Origin of the sequence: Tateyamaria sp. (genome assembly GCF_039945315.1) — a bacterium.
Lineage (GTDB): Bacteria > Pseudomonadota > Alphaproteobacteria > Rhodobacterales > Rhodobacteraceae > Tateyamaria.
The window spans coordinates 151,197-168,726 of record NZ_JBDUXB010000055.1; the positions used below are offsets into that span (position 1 = coordinate 151,197).

Annotated in this window: 16 protein-coding genes; 11 read left to right on the plus strand and 5 right to left on the minus strand. The window is 57.1% G+C overall.

Annotation, left to right across the window (positions count from 1 at the left end; genetic code table 11):
- Positions 1–190 precede the first annotated feature (190 nt).
- The 4 genes from ABJD00_RS18695 to ABJD00_RS18710 all read left to right on the plus strand — a co-directional run bounded on the left by ABJD00_RS18695 (position 191) and on the right by ABJD00_RS18710 (position 3,184).
- Complete coding sequence (locus tag ABJD00_RS18695; protein WP_413831849.1) at positions 191–565, plus strand: helix-turn-helix domain-containing protein; 375 nt, start codon at positions 191–193, stop codon at positions 563–565.
- A 71-nt stretch (positions 566–636) separates the two neighbouring features.
- Positions 637–1,431, plus strand: coding sequence for a histidinol-phosphatase (hisN, locus tag ABJD00_RS18700; RefSeq protein WP_413831851.1), 795 nt, complete (start codon positions 637–639; stop codon positions 1,429–1,431).
- Positions 1,428–2,768, plus strand: coding sequence for an 8-oxoguanine deaminase (locus ABJD00_RS18705; RefSeq protein ID WP_413831853.1), 1,341 nt, complete (start codon positions 1,428–1,430; stop codon positions 2,766–2,768). Before hisN ends, ABJD00_RS18705 begins: the two co-directional genes overlap by 4 nt.
- The gene (locus ABJD00_RS18710) at positions 2,768–3,184 is read left to right on the plus strand and encodes a CAP domain-containing protein (protein ID WP_413831855.1); all 417 of its coding nucleotides are present in this window, start codon (positions 2,768–2,770) and stop codon (positions 3,182–3,184) included. Before ABJD00_RS18705 ends, ABJD00_RS18710 begins: the two co-directional genes overlap by 1 nt.
- Positions 3,185–3,225: 41 nt before the next feature.
- Here ABJD00_RS18710 and guaD read toward each other — a convergent pair whose 3' ends face one another.
- Complete coding sequence (gene guaD, locus ABJD00_RS18715) at positions 3,226–4,524, minus strand: guanine deaminase (RefSeq protein ID WP_413831857.1); 1,299 nt, start codon at positions 4,522–4,524, stop codon at positions 3,226–3,228.
- A 119-nt stretch (positions 4,525–4,643) separates the two neighbouring features.
- On the opposite strand from guaD, the gene mgtE reads away from it, so the two are divergent.
- From mgtE to ABJD00_RS18745, 6 genes are all read left to right on the plus strand, one after another.
- Entirely contained in the window at positions 4,644–6,038 is a 1,395-nt protein-coding gene (mgtE, locus tag ABJD00_RS18720) for a magnesium transporter (protein WP_413831859.1), read from the plus strand.
- Between the two features lie 67 nt (positions 6,039–6,105).
- Positions 6,106–6,660, plus strand: a complete 555-nt coding sequence (locus ABJD00_RS18725) for a 5-formyltetrahydrofolate cyclo-ligase (RefSeq protein ID WP_413831861.1) — start codon at positions 6,106–6,108, stop codon at positions 6,658–6,660.
- Positions 6,661–6,763: 103 nt separating this feature from the next.
- Complete coding sequence (locus ABJD00_RS18730) at positions 6,764–7,573, plus strand: TIGR00282 family metallophosphoesterase (protein ID WP_413831863.1); 810 nt, start codon at positions 6,764–6,766, stop codon at positions 7,571–7,573.
- Positions 7,570–8,499 carry a DMT family transporter gene (locus tag ABJD00_RS18735; RefSeq protein WP_413831865.1) on the plus strand — a complete coding sequence of 310 codons (930 nt, stop codon included), beginning with the start codon at positions 7,570–7,572 and terminating at the stop codon, positions 8,497–8,499. Before ABJD00_RS18730 ends, ABJD00_RS18735 begins: the two co-directional genes overlap by 4 nt.
- A 37-nt stretch (positions 8,500–8,536) precedes the next feature.
- Positions 8,537–10,315 (plus strand): SLC13 family permease, encoded by a 1,779-nt coding sequence (locus ABJD00_RS18740; protein WP_413831867.1) that lies wholly within the window; start codon positions 8,537–8,539, stop codon positions 10,313–10,315.
- A 446-nt stretch (positions 10,316–10,761) separates the two neighbouring features.
- Positions 10,762–11,700 (plus strand): threonine/serine dehydratase, encoded by a 939-nt coding sequence (locus ABJD00_RS18745; RefSeq protein ID WP_413831869.1) that lies wholly within the window; start codon positions 10,762–10,764, stop codon positions 11,698–11,700.
- A gap of 128 nt (positions 11,701–11,828) precedes the next feature.
- Here the strand turns inward: ABJD00_RS18745 and ABJD00_RS18750 are convergent, their stop codons facing one another.
- The 4 genes from ABJD00_RS18750 to ABJD00_RS18765 all read right to left on the minus strand — a co-directional run bounded on the left by ABJD00_RS18750 (position 11,829) and on the right by ABJD00_RS18765 (position 16,025).
- Positions 11,829–12,314: a RidA family protein gene (locus ABJD00_RS18750; protein ID WP_413831871.1), complete on the minus strand. Its 486-nt coding sequence runs from the start codon at positions 12,312–12,314 to the stop codon at positions 11,829–11,831.
- Between the two features lie 170 nt (positions 12,315–12,484).
- Positions 12,485–13,900 (minus strand): FAD-binding protein, encoded by a 1,416-nt coding sequence (locus ABJD00_RS18755; RefSeq protein WP_413849860.1) that lies wholly within the window; start codon positions 13,898–13,900, stop codon positions 12,485–12,487.
- A gap of 324 nt (positions 13,901–14,224) precedes the next feature.
- A complete protein-coding gene (locus tag ABJD00_RS18760; protein ID WP_413831875.1) occupies positions 14,225–15,076 on the minus strand; it encodes a transporter in 852 nt (283 codons plus the stop codon).
- Between the two features lie 64 nt (positions 15,077–15,140).
- Complete coding sequence (locus tag ABJD00_RS18765) at positions 15,141–16,025, minus strand: NAD-dependent epimerase/dehydratase family protein (protein ID WP_413831877.1); 885 nt, start codon at positions 16,023–16,025, stop codon at positions 15,141–15,143.
- Between the two features lie 376 nt (positions 16,026–16,401).
- Here ABJD00_RS18765 and ABJD00_RS18770 point away from each other — a divergent pair, with 376 nt between their 5' ends.
- Positions 16,402–17,472, plus strand: coding sequence for a DUF389 domain-containing protein (locus tag ABJD00_RS18770; RefSeq protein WP_413831879.1), 1,071 nt, complete (start codon positions 16,402–16,404; stop codon positions 17,470–17,472).
- Positions 17,473–17,530: the final 58 nt, after the last annotated feature.

Sequence of the window (17,530 nt, forward strand, 5' to 3'; positions counted from 1 at the left end):
ACGGAAGAGTTAACAACCTTTGGTACGCGCTGTCCCAGCGTCACTCGCCCATCGCGGGTGGAAAGCGTTGAAAACCAATTGAGTGCGGCATATGCTGAAGTACAACCTATGGAGATGTGCATAATAATGCACGCCTGGGCGAGATTGCGCTAAGTCTTAGTGTGAAGCAAACAGCAGGCTGGAACTTCGTATGGCACATACCGTTGACGTCCATGTTGGCAAACGCATTCGTCAGAGGCGTTGGCTGATCGGAATGACCCAGCAGACACTTGCAGATATGGTGGGCATCAAATTCCAGCAAATTCAAAAATATGAAACCGGTTCGAACCGAGTCAGCGCCTCCCGTCTTTGGGATATTGGCGAGGCGATGGGCGTGCCGGTGGCTTTCTTCTTTGAAGGCCTCAAAGACACGGACCAACATCCCGGCGCAGAGTCCCAATACGCCGCGCCTGACCTGCTGAGTGACAAAGAAGCGATGGAACTGGTGCGCACCTATTATGCCATTCCTGAAAATCAGCGCCGCCGCTTGTTTGAGCTTGCCCGGGTGCTGAGCGAAGTGGCCTAATCGTCCAGTCAAACTCTTTGCGATCCCAACAGGCACTTGCGTCCTTGTGACGTGTCTGGCACGCCGGATGCATGAACTACGAAATTGAAGAACTCAGGCTTGTAGCCAACGAGCTGGCAGATGCGGCGCGCGCTGCCATCCTGCCCTATTTTCGCGCTCCCGACCTTGCAGCAGACAATAAGGTACCGGGAGGCTATGACCCCGTCACGGTGGCGGATCGTGCCGCCGAGCAAGCGATGCGAAGCCTGTTGGCCGAGATGCGTCCTCATGATGCGATCTTGGGCGAAGAATTTGGAACCAAAGAAGGCACATCCGGGCTAACTTGGGTGCTTGATCCGATTGACGGGACTCGCGGCTTTGTCGCTGGGACACCCACATGGGGTGTGTTGATCGCTGTAGGCCCGGAAACTGGCCCGATCCTTGGTATCATCGACCAACCCTACATCGGAGAGCGATTTGAAGGGGCCGCTGGCACTGCACAGATGAGTGGCCCGCTTGGGACGCGTGCCATCACAACCCGGCCCACCCGTGATTTGGGCGAAGCGATCGTGTTCACAACTTTCCCTGAAGTTGGCGCTGACGTTGATCGTCTTGGGTTCGAGGCGGTGGCGACAGAGGCCAAGCTCGTGCGTTATGGGATGGATTGCTACGCCTATGCGCTTGTCGCTGCTGGGCAGGTGGATCTTGTGATTGAGGCGGGATTGCAAGCCTACGACATTCAGGCGCCAATCGCTGTGATCGAGGCTGCCGGCGGTATCGTCACTGATTGGGAAGGTGGCCCTGTCCATCAAGGCGGGCGCGCATTGGCTGCCGCCAACCGCGACATTCACGCAGCTGCTTTGGCTATCTTGCAGGTACAGACATGAGCGAAATGCTGATCCGAAATGCGGACTACCTTGTCACAATGGACGATACCCGCCGGGTACTGAACGGCGCCGATATTCTGATCCGAGACGGGGCTGTCGCGGCCGTTGGTTCTGGCCTTGTCACGGACGGCGAGGTTTTAGAGGCGGCTGGCTGTGTGATCACTCCAGGTCTCGTGAACACGCATCACCACCTGTATCAGACGCTGACCCGCGCTGTACCGGCGGCACAAGATGCACTGCTATTTGGCTGGCTCAGCACGCTCTATCCGATCTGGGCGCGCTTTACGCCAGAGCATATGTTTGTCTCGGCGCAGGTCGGGTTGGCCGAATTGGCGCTGTCGGGCTGCACAATGAGCACGGATCACCTTTATCTCTATCCAAACGGTGCGCGGCTGGAGGATACGATTTCGGCGGCGCACGAGGTCGGCTTGCGGTTTCAGCCGATGCGCGGCGCGATGAGCATTGGTGTGAGCGACGGTGGCTTGCCGCCCGACAGTCTGGTCGAAGACGAAGCCGCGATCCTTGAGGACTGTATCCGCGTGATTGACGCCTTTCATGATCCGTCCGCGTCGTCCATGTGCCGGGTTGGAGTGGCCCCCTGTTCGCCCTTTTCCGTCAGTCGAGAACTGATGCGTGATGCTGCCATGCTGGCGCGGGACAAGGGGGTCATGATGCACACCCATCTGGCCGAGAATGACGAGGACATCGCTTATTCTCTGGCCAACTTTGGCTGTCGCCCCGGACAATACGCCGAAGACCTTGGTTGGGTCGGTTCGGATGTCTGGCATGCCCACTGCGTGAAGCTGGATCCGTCCGAGATTGCGTTGTTTGCAGCCACGGGCACGGGCGTGGCCCATTGCCCGTGTTCGAACTGCCGCCTTGGATCGGGCATCGCGCCGGTGCGGGCTATGCGGGACGCGGGCGTTCCAATCGGTTTGGGGGTTGATGGATCAGCCAGCAATGATGCAGGCAATCTGGTGGCCGAGGCGCGTCAGGCGATGCTGCTTCAGCGCGTGGCGCGTGGGGCGGACGCGATGTCGGCCATGGAAGCACTGGAGATCGCGACGCGCGGTGGTGCAGATATGCTGGGCCGCCCGGAATGTGGGCGGCTTGAGGTTGGTGCCCGCGCGGATATCGCGATTTGGGATGTCTCTGGGGTGGCCTCAGCGGGCAGTTGGGACCCGGCGGCGTTGTTGTTGGCTGGCCCAACGACCGTACGTGATCTGTTCGTCGAAGGGCGTCAGGTGGTGCGCGATGGGCATGTGGTCACCTTTGATTTGCAAAGTGCTGTGCGTCGCCAAAATACTCTGGCCCGTGAACTGAGCGAGGTGGCGTAATGCGATGCGTGATTGTGGCTCTGTTGATGGTCGCGACAACGGCGCAGGCTGATCGCGCAGCGCTTGCAGTCGTGAACAACGCGCGCGCGGCGGAAGGGCGGTCCGCGCTTGTTTATGACGACCGACTGGAAACAGCAGCGCGTGCCCATGGGGAGGACATGGCCGCGCAAGGGTTCTTTAGCCACACCGGATCGGATGGGTCGGATATTGGAACGCGGTTGCGCAGGGCGGATTATGATTTCTGCTTTGGTGCCGAGAACATCGCCGCAGGTCAGAAAAGCCTCGTGGATGTGATGGCCGCGTGGATGCAGTCGCGCGGACACCGGCGCAACATTCTGCACCGCAAAGCCAAGGCTGTGGGCATCGCGCGCGTGAAGGGTGACCGCTGGGTCATGGTGTTGGCGGCACCCTGCTAGGCGGGGCGGTTTGCGAAATCGGAAAACGTGATGGAACTGTGTCAGTTTCCGCCGCGCAAAGGCTGGCCATTCACCCAGACAGACGCGACGGCACGGTCGTCTCCCATCATGATCGTCGGGAACACGGCATCCCAAACATGCGCGGCCTCATGGGCGCGTTGTGCAATCGCCGGGATTGATGCGAGGTCGAGCACACAGATATCTGCCGCAAGGCCCGGCGCGAGGGTTCCGATTTCATCACCGCGGTGCAGTGCCGCCGCTGACCCGGCCGTGGCAAGCCACAGCAACTGGGCGGCATGTACGGCTTCACCGCGCAACTGAGCAATCTCATAGGCGGCGGCCATTGTGCGCAACATGGAAAAAGATGACCCACCCCCTGTGTCGGTTGCCAGTCCCACGACCTGATCTGCCCGCGCCAGTCCCATCAGGTCGAAAAGGCCTGAGCCGATGAACGTGTTCGATGTGGGACAATGCACGACAGCCGCACCAACTTCGCGCAAACGATCGATTTCGCGCGGGGTGAGGTGGATGGCGTGCCCATAAATCCCTCGGGCGCCCATCAGCCCAGTGGCCTCGTAGGTGTCGAGGTAATCGCGTGCGTCTGGGTAGAGGTCCTGCACCCATGCAATTTCATCCACCTGCTCGCTCAGATGGGTCTGCATCAAGGCGTCCGGGTGCTCGGCCCAAAGTGCGCCAAGGGCGTGCAGTTGTTCGGGTGTCGAAGTGGGTGAAAATCGGGGCGTGACCGCGTAAATCGCGCGGCCCGTCCCGTGCCATCGGGTCAAAAGCGCTTTGCTGTCGTCATAGGCCGTTTGCGCCGTATCTTGGAGCGCGTCCGGGGCGTTGCGGTCCATACAGGTTTTACCCGCCACCACGGCCATGCCGCGCTGTTCAGCCCCTTCAAAAAGCGCATCCACACTGCCGGGGTGGATTGTACAAAAGCTGGCCACGCTGGTGGTTCCGTGATCGAGTACCAGATCAAGATACCGGTTTGCGATTGCGTTGGCATATGCAGGATCGCCTAACCGGATTTCTTCAGGAAATGTGTAGGTGTTGAGCCAGTCTATCAACCGCTTGCCCCAGGACGCAATCATGGCGGTTTGGGGATAATGCGCATGAGCGTCGACAAATCCGGGCAGGATCAATTGCCCGGTGTGGTCATGGATCTGTGCATCCGGCCCAGCGGCGGTGCGCGCGGCCTCTCCCACTGCCAGAATTTGCGTTCCTTCAATCAGAAGGGCGCTGTTTTCAAGGATGCGCACAGCACTGTCCCATGGCATGGTGAACGGATTGCCGGAGAATTGCAGCACATGGCCCAATAGAAGATGGCGTAATGTCATACCTGTCTTATGGCCTGACTGACGGCATGCTTGCAAAGCCTAAAGCGGCGCCCATTGTCAGGGGCAGGTCCGCCCCCTATTGTTTGCCTGAAATCACAGCCGAACCGATGAGGGATATCATGTCAGAAGACGTCGATGTGCAGGAGCCGGTTGGGGAGGATGCGGGCTATGTGCTTGAGCGCAAAGATGTATCTGCGATTTTATATGCGGTCGATATTGAGGATCGCGACCAGCTGATCACATTGATGGAGCCGCTGCACGCAGCGGACATCGCGGACCTATTAGAGCAGATCAACGCGTTTGATCGTGCGCGGCTGATCCGTCTGTATGACCGCGAATTTGACGGCGATATCCTGTCTGAACTTGACGAGTCGATCCGCGAAGAGGTGATGGCCGTCCTCAAACCGCATGTTCTGGCCGATGCGGTTCGCGATCTCGACAGCGATGATGTGGTCGATCTGATCGAAGATCTCGACGACGCTCAGCAAGAGACCATTCTAGACGCGCTGGAAGAATCTGACCGCGCAATGGTCGAACAGGCGATGGCGTTTCCGGAGTACTCGGCAGGCCGGCTGATGCAGCGCGAAGTTGTTATGGCGCCTGAGCATTGGACCGTGGGGGAGGCCATCGATCGACTACGCAGTGCCGATGAAAAAGATCTGCCGGGTCAATTCTATCATCTGGTTCTGGTTGATCCGCGCCTGCACCCGGTGGGCAATGTCACCCTTGGCAAGCTGATGCGCTCGCGCCGCGAGGTGTTTTTGCATGATCTGGTGGAGGAGACCTTTCGCGTCATCCCCGCCACTCAGGCCGAAAGCGAGGTGGCCTACGCGTTCAACCAATATCACCTGATCTCTGCTCCTGTGGTGGATGATGAAGGCCGTCTGATCGGCCAGATTACCATTGATGACGCGATGGCCGTGCTCGACGAAGAGCATGAAGAAGACATTCTGCGTCTGGCCGGGGTTGGCGAGGAATCTGCATTGTCGGATTCTGTGCGCGAGACCACCAAGCGCCGCCTCCCATGGCTGACAGTGAACCTGATAACGGCGATTTTTGCTTCTCTGGTTATCGCGCAGTTTGAGGCAGCGCTCGCGCAGATTGTGGCGCTCGCTGTACTCATGCCAATTGTCGCTTCCATGGGCGGAAATGCGGGTACGCAATCGCTGACGGTGGCGGTGCGCGCGCTCGCGACGAAGGATTTAACGACCGCGAACCTCTGGCGAGTCATCCGCCGCGAGGTGTTGGTGGGACTGTTCAATGGTTGTGTCTTTGCTGTGGTGATGGCCGTTGTGGGCATGATCTGGTTTGGATCTCCTCAGCTTGGATATGTGATTGCAGCCGCGATGGTGGTGAACATGGTGGTTGCGGGCTTTGCCGGTACTGTCATTCCGGTTGTGCTGGACCGTCTCGGGATTGACCCGGCGCTTGCCTCGGGCGCATTTGTGACGACCGTGACAGATGTGGTCGGGTTTTTTGCATTCCTGGGCCTTGCCGCGCTGGTGTTGTTGTGACTGCGTCGGGGTCGGCCTGTTTGCCTTTTCGGGTAAAGGCGCCCGCCGAACGACCCAGAGTGTGTGCATGGATTTGAGCGAACAAAAGGCGCAAGCGCGCAAGGCGGCCCTTCGCGTACGCAAGGCTGCATTCGATTTGGACCGGGGCGGGGCGTGCGGTTTGTTATCCTCTGTTCTTGCGGGGTATCGTGGTGTGCCCTTGGCTGGCTACATGGCAATCCGTTCTGAGATTGACCCTTTGCCTGCGATGGCAGAGGCGTCTGCCCATGGACCTGTTGGCGTGCCCGTGATCCTTGGCGCTGGGATGCCTTTGGAGTTTTCGCGCTGGACACCCGAAGGGGCGATGCGTGACGGGCCTTTCGGGGCGCGTGTTCCTGCGGTTGATGATTTCTTTGACCCCGAGATTGTGATTGTTCCACTGGTCGCATTTTCGCGCGCAGGGGGACGGTTGGGATATGGCGGCGGTTTCTATGACCGCACGTTAGAGCGGTTACGCGACAGGGGCTCCGTTTTGGCGATTGGGTTTGCCTATGGCGCGCAAGAGGCTGATGCGCTGCCTTCGGAGCCGACCGATCAGCCACTGGATTTGATTGTCACTGATGCTGAGGTGATTGAAGTCTGAAGCGGCTCTGCCTCTGCCTCTCGGCCGCCGCCCCGATGGTATTTTCGGCACGCAGAAACATGATGTGCTTGCCCCTTTGGGCGATTGCGACATATGGGGCGTCATGAACATTCTTTTTCTGGGTGATGTGATGGGCCGATCTGGTCGTCAGGCGATCACCGAACAACTGCCCCGTCTGCGTGACCAGTGGAACCTCGATTTCGTTGTTGTCAACGGCGAGAATGCGACGTCTGGCATGGGGCTTTCTGGGGCGCATGCCCGTGCACTGCTTGAGGCTGGCGCGGATTGCATCACTTTGGGTGATCATGCCTTTGATCAAAAGGACATGTTGCAGTTCATCGAGTCTGAGCCGCGCATTTTGCGCCCTTTGAACTTTTCCAAGGCGGCGCCGGGTAAGGGTGCGCGCCTGTTCACAGCGCGGGGCGGGAAGAAAGTGCTTGTGACGCAAGCGCTGGGCCAGGTGTTCATGAAACGCCCATTTGACGATCCGTTTTCGGCCCTTGAGACCGTGTTTCGCACCCATCCTTTGGGCGGAGAAGCCGATGCGATCGTGGTTGATTTTCATTGCGAGGCCACCTCAGAGAAGATGGCCATGGGACATTGGTGTGACGGACGTGCCAGCCTGATGGTGGGCACGCACACCCATGTCCCAACGAGCGATGCAATGATCCTTGCAAAGGGGTGCGGGTATCTGACGGACGCCGGTATGTGCGGCGACTATAACTCGGTCATCGGCATGCAGCGCGATGAACCCCTGCGCCGCTTTATTACCGGCATGTCGAAGGAGCGCTTTGCTCCGGCCCTCGGACCCGCCACATTGTCGGGGGTTTACATCGAGACTGACGACAAGGGCCGCACGACCCGGATCGAGATGGTACGAGAGGGCGGAGCCTTGAAACCCACCGGGCCATGACTCGGTCTGAGACCCTGTTTTGTGTCGCCATGCTGTTTGTGTTGGGGGCAGGGTGGGGCATGACGATGCCCCTGACCAAGATTGCAGTCAGCACCGGATACAAGCATTTTGGGCTGCTGTTCTGGCAGTTGGCGATTGGGGTCTTGGTCATGTCGACCATCGCGCTGGTGCGCGGCACGCGTCTGCCTTTGGGAGCCGCCCAGTTGCGGGTCTATGTGCTGATCGCGCTGATTGGATCGGTCTTGCCCAATACGGCCAGCTATCAAGCGGCAGTCCACTTGCCAGCCGGCGTTTTGTCTATTCTGTTGTCTATGATCCCTATCTGGGCTTTCCCGATCGCGCTGACTCTGGGGCTGGATCGCTTCGAGTGGATGCGTTTGGGCGGGTTGGTGGCGGGACTGTGTGCCGTTCTGCTGATCGTTTTGCCGGGGGCGGACATGTCCGGTACAATACCAGTTTTCTGGGTTCTGATCGGGCTTATTTCCGGGCTGTTTTACGCTTTTGAGGGGAACTATGTCGCCCGCTGGGGCACAGCCGGCCTGGATCCGATCCAAGTCCTGTGGGGTGCATCCCTGGTCGGGACCTTGATCGCTTTGCCGCTAGCGCTTTCCAGCGGTCAGTGGATTGATCCGCGTCCGCCCTTCGGGGCGCCTGAACAGGCGTTGGTGGCAAGTTCGATCCTGCATGTGCTGACATATACGGGCTATGTTGGGCTGGTGGGGCGTGCAGGTCCGGTGTTTGCGGTTCAGATCAGCTATTTGGTCACCCTGTTTGGCATTTTGTGGGCCTGGTTGATCCTGAGTGAGGCTTATCCGCCCGTTATCTGGGCGGCATTGGTGCTGATGTTGGTTGGCATGTACCTTGTTCAGCCGCGGCGCAAACCGGCGCTTGATGAGGACCCGGCAATACGCGAAACTGGCCTCTAGGGCTGCGCCTGTTGCGCGCCAATGGGATGACGTGTTGATGTCGCTGCTTGCTGCCTCGCCTTTAATCTCTCCGCTTTTGGCCTTGTCACTGGTCGTGGTGATGTTCGTGCTTTTCGTGCGCGAGACGTTTTCGACTGAGGTGGTGGCGATTGCGGGGGCGGCCTGCATGCTGGCCACCGGCATTTTGCCGTACGATGCGGCCCTGTCGATCTTGTCCAACCCCGCGCCTTGGACCATAGCGGCGATGTTCATCGTGATGGGTGCATTGGTGCGGACGGGTGCGCTTGATGTTTTGACCCGGACGGCTGAGCGATCTGCCAAGACACGGCCCAAGACGGCTGTGGCCTCTGTGATCCTTGCCGTCATGGCGGGGTCGGCCATCATGAACAACACGCCCGTCGTTGTGGTGATGATCCCTGTCATGGTGCAGTTGAGCCAGAGCCTTGGTGTCAAGGCCTCTCGCCTGCTGATCCCGCTGAGCTATGCGGCCATCATGGGCGGATCGCTCACCCTGATCGGGACCTCGACCAATTTGCTCGTGGATGGGGTGGCGCGTGAAGCTGGGTTGGTGGCGTTCAGTATCTTTGAAATCCTTCCGATTGGGCTTGTGGTGTGTGTTTGGGGGCTGATCTATTTGTCGATCTTTGCCCCTCGCCTGTTGCCGGACCGGGACAGCATGGCGAGCATGCTGTCGGATCGCTCGAAGATGAAGTTCTTTACTGAGGCCGTTATCCCGCCCGACAGTAACCTGATTGGGCGCGAGGTCACGAGCGTGCAGTTGTTCAAGCGCGAGGGGGTGCGGTTGATCGACGTGGTACGCGGGGACCTGTCTCTGCGTCGCGACTTGGGGAACGTGGTGTTGCAGGTCGGCGACCGGGTGGTGCTGCGCACGCAGATGACCGAGTTGCTGGGCTTGCAAGCCAACAAAGAGTTGCGCCGAGTCGATCAGGTGTCTGCGGTGGAAACCACGACTGTCGAAGCGCTCATCACGCCGGGATGCAAGATGGTCGGCCGCTCTCTCGGTTCGCTCCGTTTGCGGCGGCGGTATGGGGTGTACCCACTGGCGGTGCACCGGCGGAACCAGAATATCGGGCGGCAGTTGGATGCGCTTGTGGTCAAGGTGGGAGACACGTTGCTGCTGGAAGGGGCGCCAGAGGACATCCAGCGCCTTGCAGCGGATCAGGAGATGGTTGATGTGTCCCACCCCTCCGCACGCGCCTACAGACGTGCCCACGCGCCTATCGCGATCGCGGCCCTCGTGGGCATCGTGATTCTTGCGGCCCTCAATGTGGCGCCCATCCTTTTGCTTGCGGTTGTGGCGGTAGCTCTGGTGCTAGTCACGGGCTGTATCGATGCGGATGAGGCGTTTTCCTTTGTGGATGGGCAATTGTTGGCGCTGATCTTTGGAATGCTGGCGGTGGGGGCGGGTCTGCAGAATTCGGGGGCCATCGCGTTGCTGGTCGATGGGGTTTCGCCAGGACTTGCGATGCTGCCCGCACCTTTGATGCTGTTTGTGGTCTTTGTCATGACTTCGACCCTGACAGAGATCGTGTCCAACAATGCTGTGGCCGTCATAATGACGCCCATCGCGATCAGTTTGGGGGCGGCGCTAGGGTTGGACCCGCGCCCACTGGTGGTAGCGGTGATGATTGCGGCCTCTTGCGCCTTTGCCACGCCGATTGGGTATCAGACCAACACGTTGGTTTATGGGCCCGGCGGATACAAGTTCAGCGACTTTATGAAGGTCGGGATTCCGCTCAATCTAAGCGTGGCAATACTGGCGTCTTTGGTGATCCCGTTTATCTGGCCCTTGTGAGGGTGTCCCATGCTGGGACATGTTTCTCCCTTAGGAATTTCAATGGGTTAAAGTGGCGGACTCAGTATCTGTTGAGGAACGAAGAGGCGCTGAGCGTGGGCTAAGGTGGGCCATTGCCAGTCCGCTTGATGGCGCATCACGTATATTCTCGGGTGCTCTATAGACCTAAGATATCGCGACGATTGCCTGCTGCACCACGGCCATAAAAATCGCAAGCCCGGTGGGGCGGACTGGCCCCTCTCGGCAGAATTGGCTCCCGCCAAATCGCCTGCCGGGCAATGGATCGATAGACGCACTGCACGCTTTGTTCTGTTCTGGGTGCTTAGGTTGTGGACCTGACATGCGACCAGAAGCGGCCGTTTTCCATATTGCAGGCGAAAGTCCGACTTGTGGGACAAATGAACCGTGCAATTGACGGCCAACGACGCGCAGTCCATCGTCTGCGCATGACCAAACTCACCCCCGACGACATTACCGCCGCCGCCGCCCGCATCGCGGGCCATATCCGCCCTACGCCCGTCCTGGAGGTGGAGGTAGGTGCGCTTGGACTGCACTACCCTGTCACGCTGAAACTTGAACACACGCAAGTTACAGGCTCCTTTAAGGTGCGTGGCGCGTTTAACAACCTGCTCAGCCGCGACGTCCCCGCGGCAGGCGTTGTCGCGGCTTCGGGAGGGAACCATGGGGCCGCCGTGGCCTATGCGGCGACCAAGTTGGGTCATAGATCTGTGGTGTTCGTCCCTCGCGCTATTGCCAAGGAAGAAAAGCTGCGCCGGATGCGTGATTTCGGTGCCGAAGTCATTCTGACAGACGGCAGCGTCGCCGATTGCATGACGGAATACGCAAAGCATGCAGAAACCACCGGAGCGCTGTCAGTGCACCCCTACGACACGGCGCCCACCTTGGCGGGGCAGGGCACTATCGCATTAGAGATGGAGGCACAGACCGATGGGTTCGATACCATCATGGTTGCCACTGGCGGTGGCGGGTTGATCGGTGGCATTGCCGCTTGGCTGGGCGATCGTGTGCGCGTCGTTTCGGTCGAAACCGAAGGCACCAACACTCTTGCCCGATCCCTTGAGGATGGCCCGGACATCGACGTGGCCGCCAGCGGTGTTTCCGCGGGCTCGCTGGGCGGGCCACGATTGGGCGACCTGTCCTACACCATCATCAAGGAAAGGGTCACCGACGCAATTGTGCTGCCCGACGCCGCCGTATTTGATGCCGGAAAACGGCTATGGGAAGGAACAAGGCTGGTCGGCGAACCCGGCGCTGCGACCGCATTGGCCGCGCTCACATCGGGCGCTTACAAGCCAAGTCGGGACGAACGGATTGCTGTCCTTGTCTGTGGTGGAAACGCCGAACCCCATTGGTTTTTGGACTGACAGACATTTAAAACGAAAATTATGGTTTACCCAATGTGCTGTTTGCCACAGAAACGCGTTCTGCGCACCGCACGGGGCGTCATTGCTCTCTGTAGATTGGATCTATCAGCATTACGCCGAGGGACCATTTAGACGTCGATCAACAGTTCGCCTTCGATTTCCATGGCAAACCCAAGAGGCAAACCTGAAACGCCAATTGCTGAGCGCGCGTGACGACCAACATCTTGGCCAAAGACATCAATAACAAGATCACTAAACCCGTTCACAACGACATGTTGTTCCGAATAGCCCGGCGCGGAGGTTACCATGCCAAAAACGCGAACCCATCCCGATATTCGTGACAATTCGCCAATTTCAGCTTTGATATTTGCCAATACGGTCAGCGCCACTTCACGCGCATCGTCATATGCTTGACCCGTTGTTATATCAGCCCCCACGACGCCAAAAGGGCCACTCAGGGAACCGTCCATCGCGCTTTTGGGATGTCCTGAAAAAAGAACGCGATTGCCTCTGACATTGACAAATTCGAAGGGCAAAACCAGACCCTCGGGCAACTTTGTCGGGCGAGGTAGTTTCAGGCCCAATTCTTCCAGCCTGTTTTCAGGTGTCGACATATCTTTCCTCAGGTAACTGGATGTTCCAGTACATTAAACGAAGTGAGAATACTTGTCTCGCTTAGGGTTCAGAGCGGTCGTTCGCTGCGCGCTGGCTGAATGACTGCCTTGCGGACAAAGCGGTCATTGGCGTTTTCTGCTTCCAGCGCAAAAAAAGGCGTCAATTACTTTCAAATCCGGGCGAGATAATTGTCCCACAAAGCGTTTCTGAAAATAGTCTTTGGGTCTGTTTGCCGTTTGAATTGGCCAAATTCGCTGGCCTGCTTGTAGCCCTCAGAAAACTGAGCAACGGTCGCATGTGGCCGATAAGGCAGATAGTAGCTGCCCCCAAGTGCAAGAACCGCGTCTATGAGGTCACGGGTCATCACTTTCATATCGTTCTCTGCTCGTGCACTCATTTCCTGACTAAAGGACAATACCGATGCGATCCGTGGACCCGACGGCGCGTAGGAAAGAAGTGACACACTATCCTGCTCCACCCAGCGCATCGTGATATTCAACAATTCTTGGTAGCTGCTTGGTATAATATCTCTGCACACCGTCAGGAAATCGTTGAATCGGTCCGGGGCAACAAAATACTCATGAATAATGTCGGTACGGTCTGGCCCGCTTTCACCCAAAAGCGTCTTTACGGACTCATTCATGACACCGGATCGCGACACAGGTCCGGCCAATATTGGCCCTAAGCCAGTTTCCATGCCCCACCGACGGCGTTTCACCCATTCGTTTCCAGTCTGAGACCTGAATATCTTCCGGGTGAGATAAGAGCGATAACCGGGAACCGAAGCTTTGGGCAATTCGCCTTCGACAGCTCTGTAAGTGATAAGCAACGCATCTTTGAAAAAATTCGCACGATCTATGTTCAATCGTCCATACGCCATAGGAACGTTCCGCGCGACGTTTACAAAAGTCTCAGCAAAGTTTTCTGCGGGCATTTCATCGAATGACGGCTCCAAGAGAGCGGCTGGAGCGGCCTCCAACTCAAGTTCGATAAGTAATCCGATTAATCCATAACCGCCCATAGCCGCAGCAAAAATATCTGGATGCTCGGATCTAGATGCGGAAACAAGACTGCCATCGGCGAGCATTATCTTTATCGATCGTACTGTTGACCCCATGGGACCAAATGCAGTGGGCCATCCATGGGCGTTGACGCTGAAAGTTGCGCCGATTCCGAAATCGCTATTTGTTTGCATAACTTTCGGAGAGAGCCCGACTGGGTCTAGGGCACCAATCACATCTTTCCATCGGGCACCCGCCTGAACCCTATAAATTCCATCTCCCGCTTCTACCCAAGCGTTCTGCAAAGTGATTGCATGGCCATCTCTTGGGATCGCTTGGCCACCCATTGAATGCCGAGCGGCACCTATGTTCACAGCTCGACCGCTTTGTTTTGCTTCTGCCAATTCATTTCGAAGAGCAGAGATCAGCGCCTCGCCAGGGTCATCTTGAAGAATTATGTGCTTGTAGATTGGTGTTTCGGACAACCGCGAAGCATCGTTGAGAGTACTTTTCTCCTTGCTCGGAACAATCAAGTTCACACCATCAAGAACCGGGTTCTTTGGAGAGATCTCTCGAGTCGCCATCACTGCCGCGGCAGCGGCACCACCAGCGAGAAGTACACGTCTTGTCAGGGCGATGGTGCTACTCCTTGGTGCTACTGAAAGTTCTACGGCGAAGACAACGTCGAAGTTAATACACTAGGTTTTGGCAATCAAACGCGCAAAAGTTAATCGCCAAACTTTCCTTAGGATCAAGTCCGTTTTGGGCTCGAAGCCGCCGTTCGCTGCGGAGCGCATCAAAGTCCAATTTTTGGCGTTCCACGCTGTTCGCTTTAATGGGTCCTGAGCCTAGGACACAGAAGGTCTGCATGGCAGCCAGATAAAAACTGAAAAAGGGTCGCCCCTAAATCACTTGGGAAACAGGTAAGTTACAATAAGACGGGCGCCAAAGTCATCGGGTCCGTTCTCCGGACTTTCAGCCCAATATCTGACGCCCCCGGTAATCTGGACCGGCTGATCACCGATGGTCAGCACCTTACCAATCAGAAAGTTGATAGGAACCGTCCACTGGCTCTCGTCCCAGTTATAAACCGCTTCCGTGTTGACCGTGAAACTAACCGCTTTTTTCGTGGTGTAGGACAAAAACGGCTGAAGGAAGGTGTTGTTGATTTCCGTATCGCCACTCACGTCCCACAAATGGTTGGCCAGCGCGCCGTATGTCCACGGTCCCGTCTGTTTCAGCGCAACGGCCGTCGGACCGATGGCCCATTGATCCTCACCAAACTGATCATCAGTTGACGTCGGGAACTGGATCACCGGACCTGCGCCCCAGATCCAGCCGCCACGTGTCGGCGCTTTGGGCGAGAAAAACAGGCTTTGCAGCACATTCCCGACACCGAATTCCGTTTCGCCAGGCACAAGACCATCTCCATAGCTGAGCGGGACGATCGTGCGCGAAATCAGGTTCCAGTTTTCACCGATACTAAAGGGAATGACCGGCTGGACATTGAGTACGGTCTTTTTTCCGCTTCCATCCGCTCCGAACCCTTCATCGTAGTTCAGCTGGAACGGTAAACTGATGAGCGATGCAATCGGATTGCTCAGTTGCTTTGCAAGTTCTTCAGCTGATTGCGCAAAGGCATTCGTTGCGGCCAAGCCGCAGATGGCAACGCCGCCCAAGGCTCCTGAAATGTATTTCATGCTGCGCTCCAAACCGATTGCTCTCTCTTGAAGCTTTATGCAATGCGGCGCACCGGTCAAGCCTCGCACGTGCCGCAGGTATCGTTTGGGCGTTCAAGTTGCGCAGCGCTCAGCACGCTGTCTTTCACCCGACCGCGTCCCGCCATCCGAACTGAGGCGCGAAACCGACAAGCCTTTTTGCCTTGGCGTTGGAATAGAACGTCTCGTGCACGCCCATCTCTGCCGCCTTAATACCTTCGTAATACCGCGCCTTGATGTCATTCGTTTCCAACGCCACCGAGGTGTCGTCGTTGGCGACGTTGAACACCTCATAGCCCAGCCCGTCTGTGTCGAGGCAGCATTGCACCATGTGTCCCAGATCGCGGGCGTCGATATAGCCGAAGATGTTGCGCAGGCGCAGGTCCGGGTTTTCGATGTAGGCGGGAAAGTCAGTTTCGTACTCGTGCGGCTCGATCACATTGTTGATCCTGAGCCCGTAGATATCCGCACCCGAACGACGCTGGAAACTGTGTGCTGTGACTTCGTTGCAGATCTTGGACATGGCATAGCTGTCTTCGGGGATCACCGGGTGGTCTTCGTCAACCGGCAGGTAGTTCGGCTTGCGCGTTCCGTCCGCGAAACAGACCCCGTAAGTGGTTTCGGATGAGGCAAAGATGATCTTGCGCACCCCGGTCTTAAGGGCCGCATCGATCACGTTGTAGGTACCAAGCGTATTGACCCGGTAGCATTCAGCGTCCCCGGTGACGAGGATGCGCGGAACGGCAGCGAAATGAACAACGGCGTCGAATTTAGGAACCCCGGTTCCGGGCAGCAGGTCGTCAAAGCCCGCAATACTGGTAAGCGCGTCATAGACCTGTCCAAGGTCCGTCATGTCGCCAAGGCGGTCGTCCACCCCGTCAAGCCCCAGTGGCACCCGGTCGAAATTGACAATCCGGTGTCCTTGGTCACGGAGGTATTCGCAGGCGTGTCGCCCGGCCTTGCCCGAGCCGCCAGTAAAGAGGATGCGCATGCGTGTTGTCCTTTCGTTTTCCGCTACTCTAGGGGGCGGCGCGGATGTGGACCAGCGCTGCAAACATTTGGTTCAGAACCTATGTAAGCTGACCAAAAGCGATCATCCCCTGTGGACCAGACAAAGAACCGCTCAGTGGGACTTAGCGGCCTGATGCAATTGCAGCAAATTTCGGTGGACCCGCCCAATCAAGACCAAGAAAGTTCGCGGCACTGCGGCGCAATTTCTCCAAACCGGACGCTCACAGCCTCCCAAATCGCCAAAACTCAATCCGGCCGTTCGCTGTACTGGGGGCCGATGTCTCACATGCGGACAAAACAGTCACGATGAGCAGCCAAGGGCTTGAAAAAACGGGGGCAATTTTTAACGTGTTGGAATGACGGCAAATAAATTCAGCACAACCAAAGACATTCTCAAGTTCGAGGGCTCGGATGCTAGAGGTTATTGGAAGCGTTTCAGTATGCTTCTTGCTCTTTCGGTTGTGATTGCGACGATGGGCTTACTTAGAAACTCATCTGCCGTTGTGATTGCAGCGATGCTGGTTGCTCCTCTAATGGCCCCAATTTTGGGCGTTGCCGGTGCGTTAGTATTGGGAAGGGTTCAGAGAGCCGGGTATCTGCTTTTGGTGGTGACCCTAAGCGCGTCTGCTTGCGTAGTACTTGCGTGGTTTTTGGTCTACATGTCAGACTTTCCCAAAGGTATCTTGATCCAGGAGCAAGTGCTCGCAAGGACCGACCCAGGAATCGAGGATCTCATAATCGCGCTCGCAGCCGGAGTAGCGGGTGCCTACGTACAAATACAAAAGTCGGAGATCAGCCTATTGCCCGGCGCCGCAATCGGAGTGTCGCTGGTCCCACCTCTGTCTGCGTCAGGCATACTCCTATACTTCGGCGAGTACTTGTATGCCTATGAAGCAGCATTACTTTTCGTTACAAACCTTGGTGCAATAATCCTGTCCGCATGCGGGGTATATGTAGCATCAGGTGCTCTTGCCGCGGTTCTGAACAAGGGCAAGAGAAGAACCGGATTTTCTATAGGCGTGACGGTAACGATAGTTGGTGTATCGTTGATATCCTATCAACTGGTTAGATCAACCTATGAGAGATACTTAGAGACGAGAACAGAAGCCGATCTGGTGGAAGCACTTCAGGCTTGGGCTTACCCTACGTCGCTGGAAATCATTCGTGCAGACGTAAACGTAAAAAATTCGACTGCCGACCTTTGGTTAATAGTCGACCTTTCCTTGGACACTCAGGACCTCATAGCAACAGTTTCGGATCTTCTCCCACAACATTTAAAAGACAGACAGATCAGGACAGTTCTTAAGGAAATACTTGGGCCAGATTATGTGGTCGCGGTCAGATACCAGACCCGTATCGCAGGAAAACTGGAGTTGGCGACCGATAAAGTGACAACGGCACCTTCTCCTGACAAACCGAAGGATTAGCTCTGTCTGCGGTTTATTGGGTCAAACAAATTGAGAAATTCGGCGGCGCGGCTTGGGA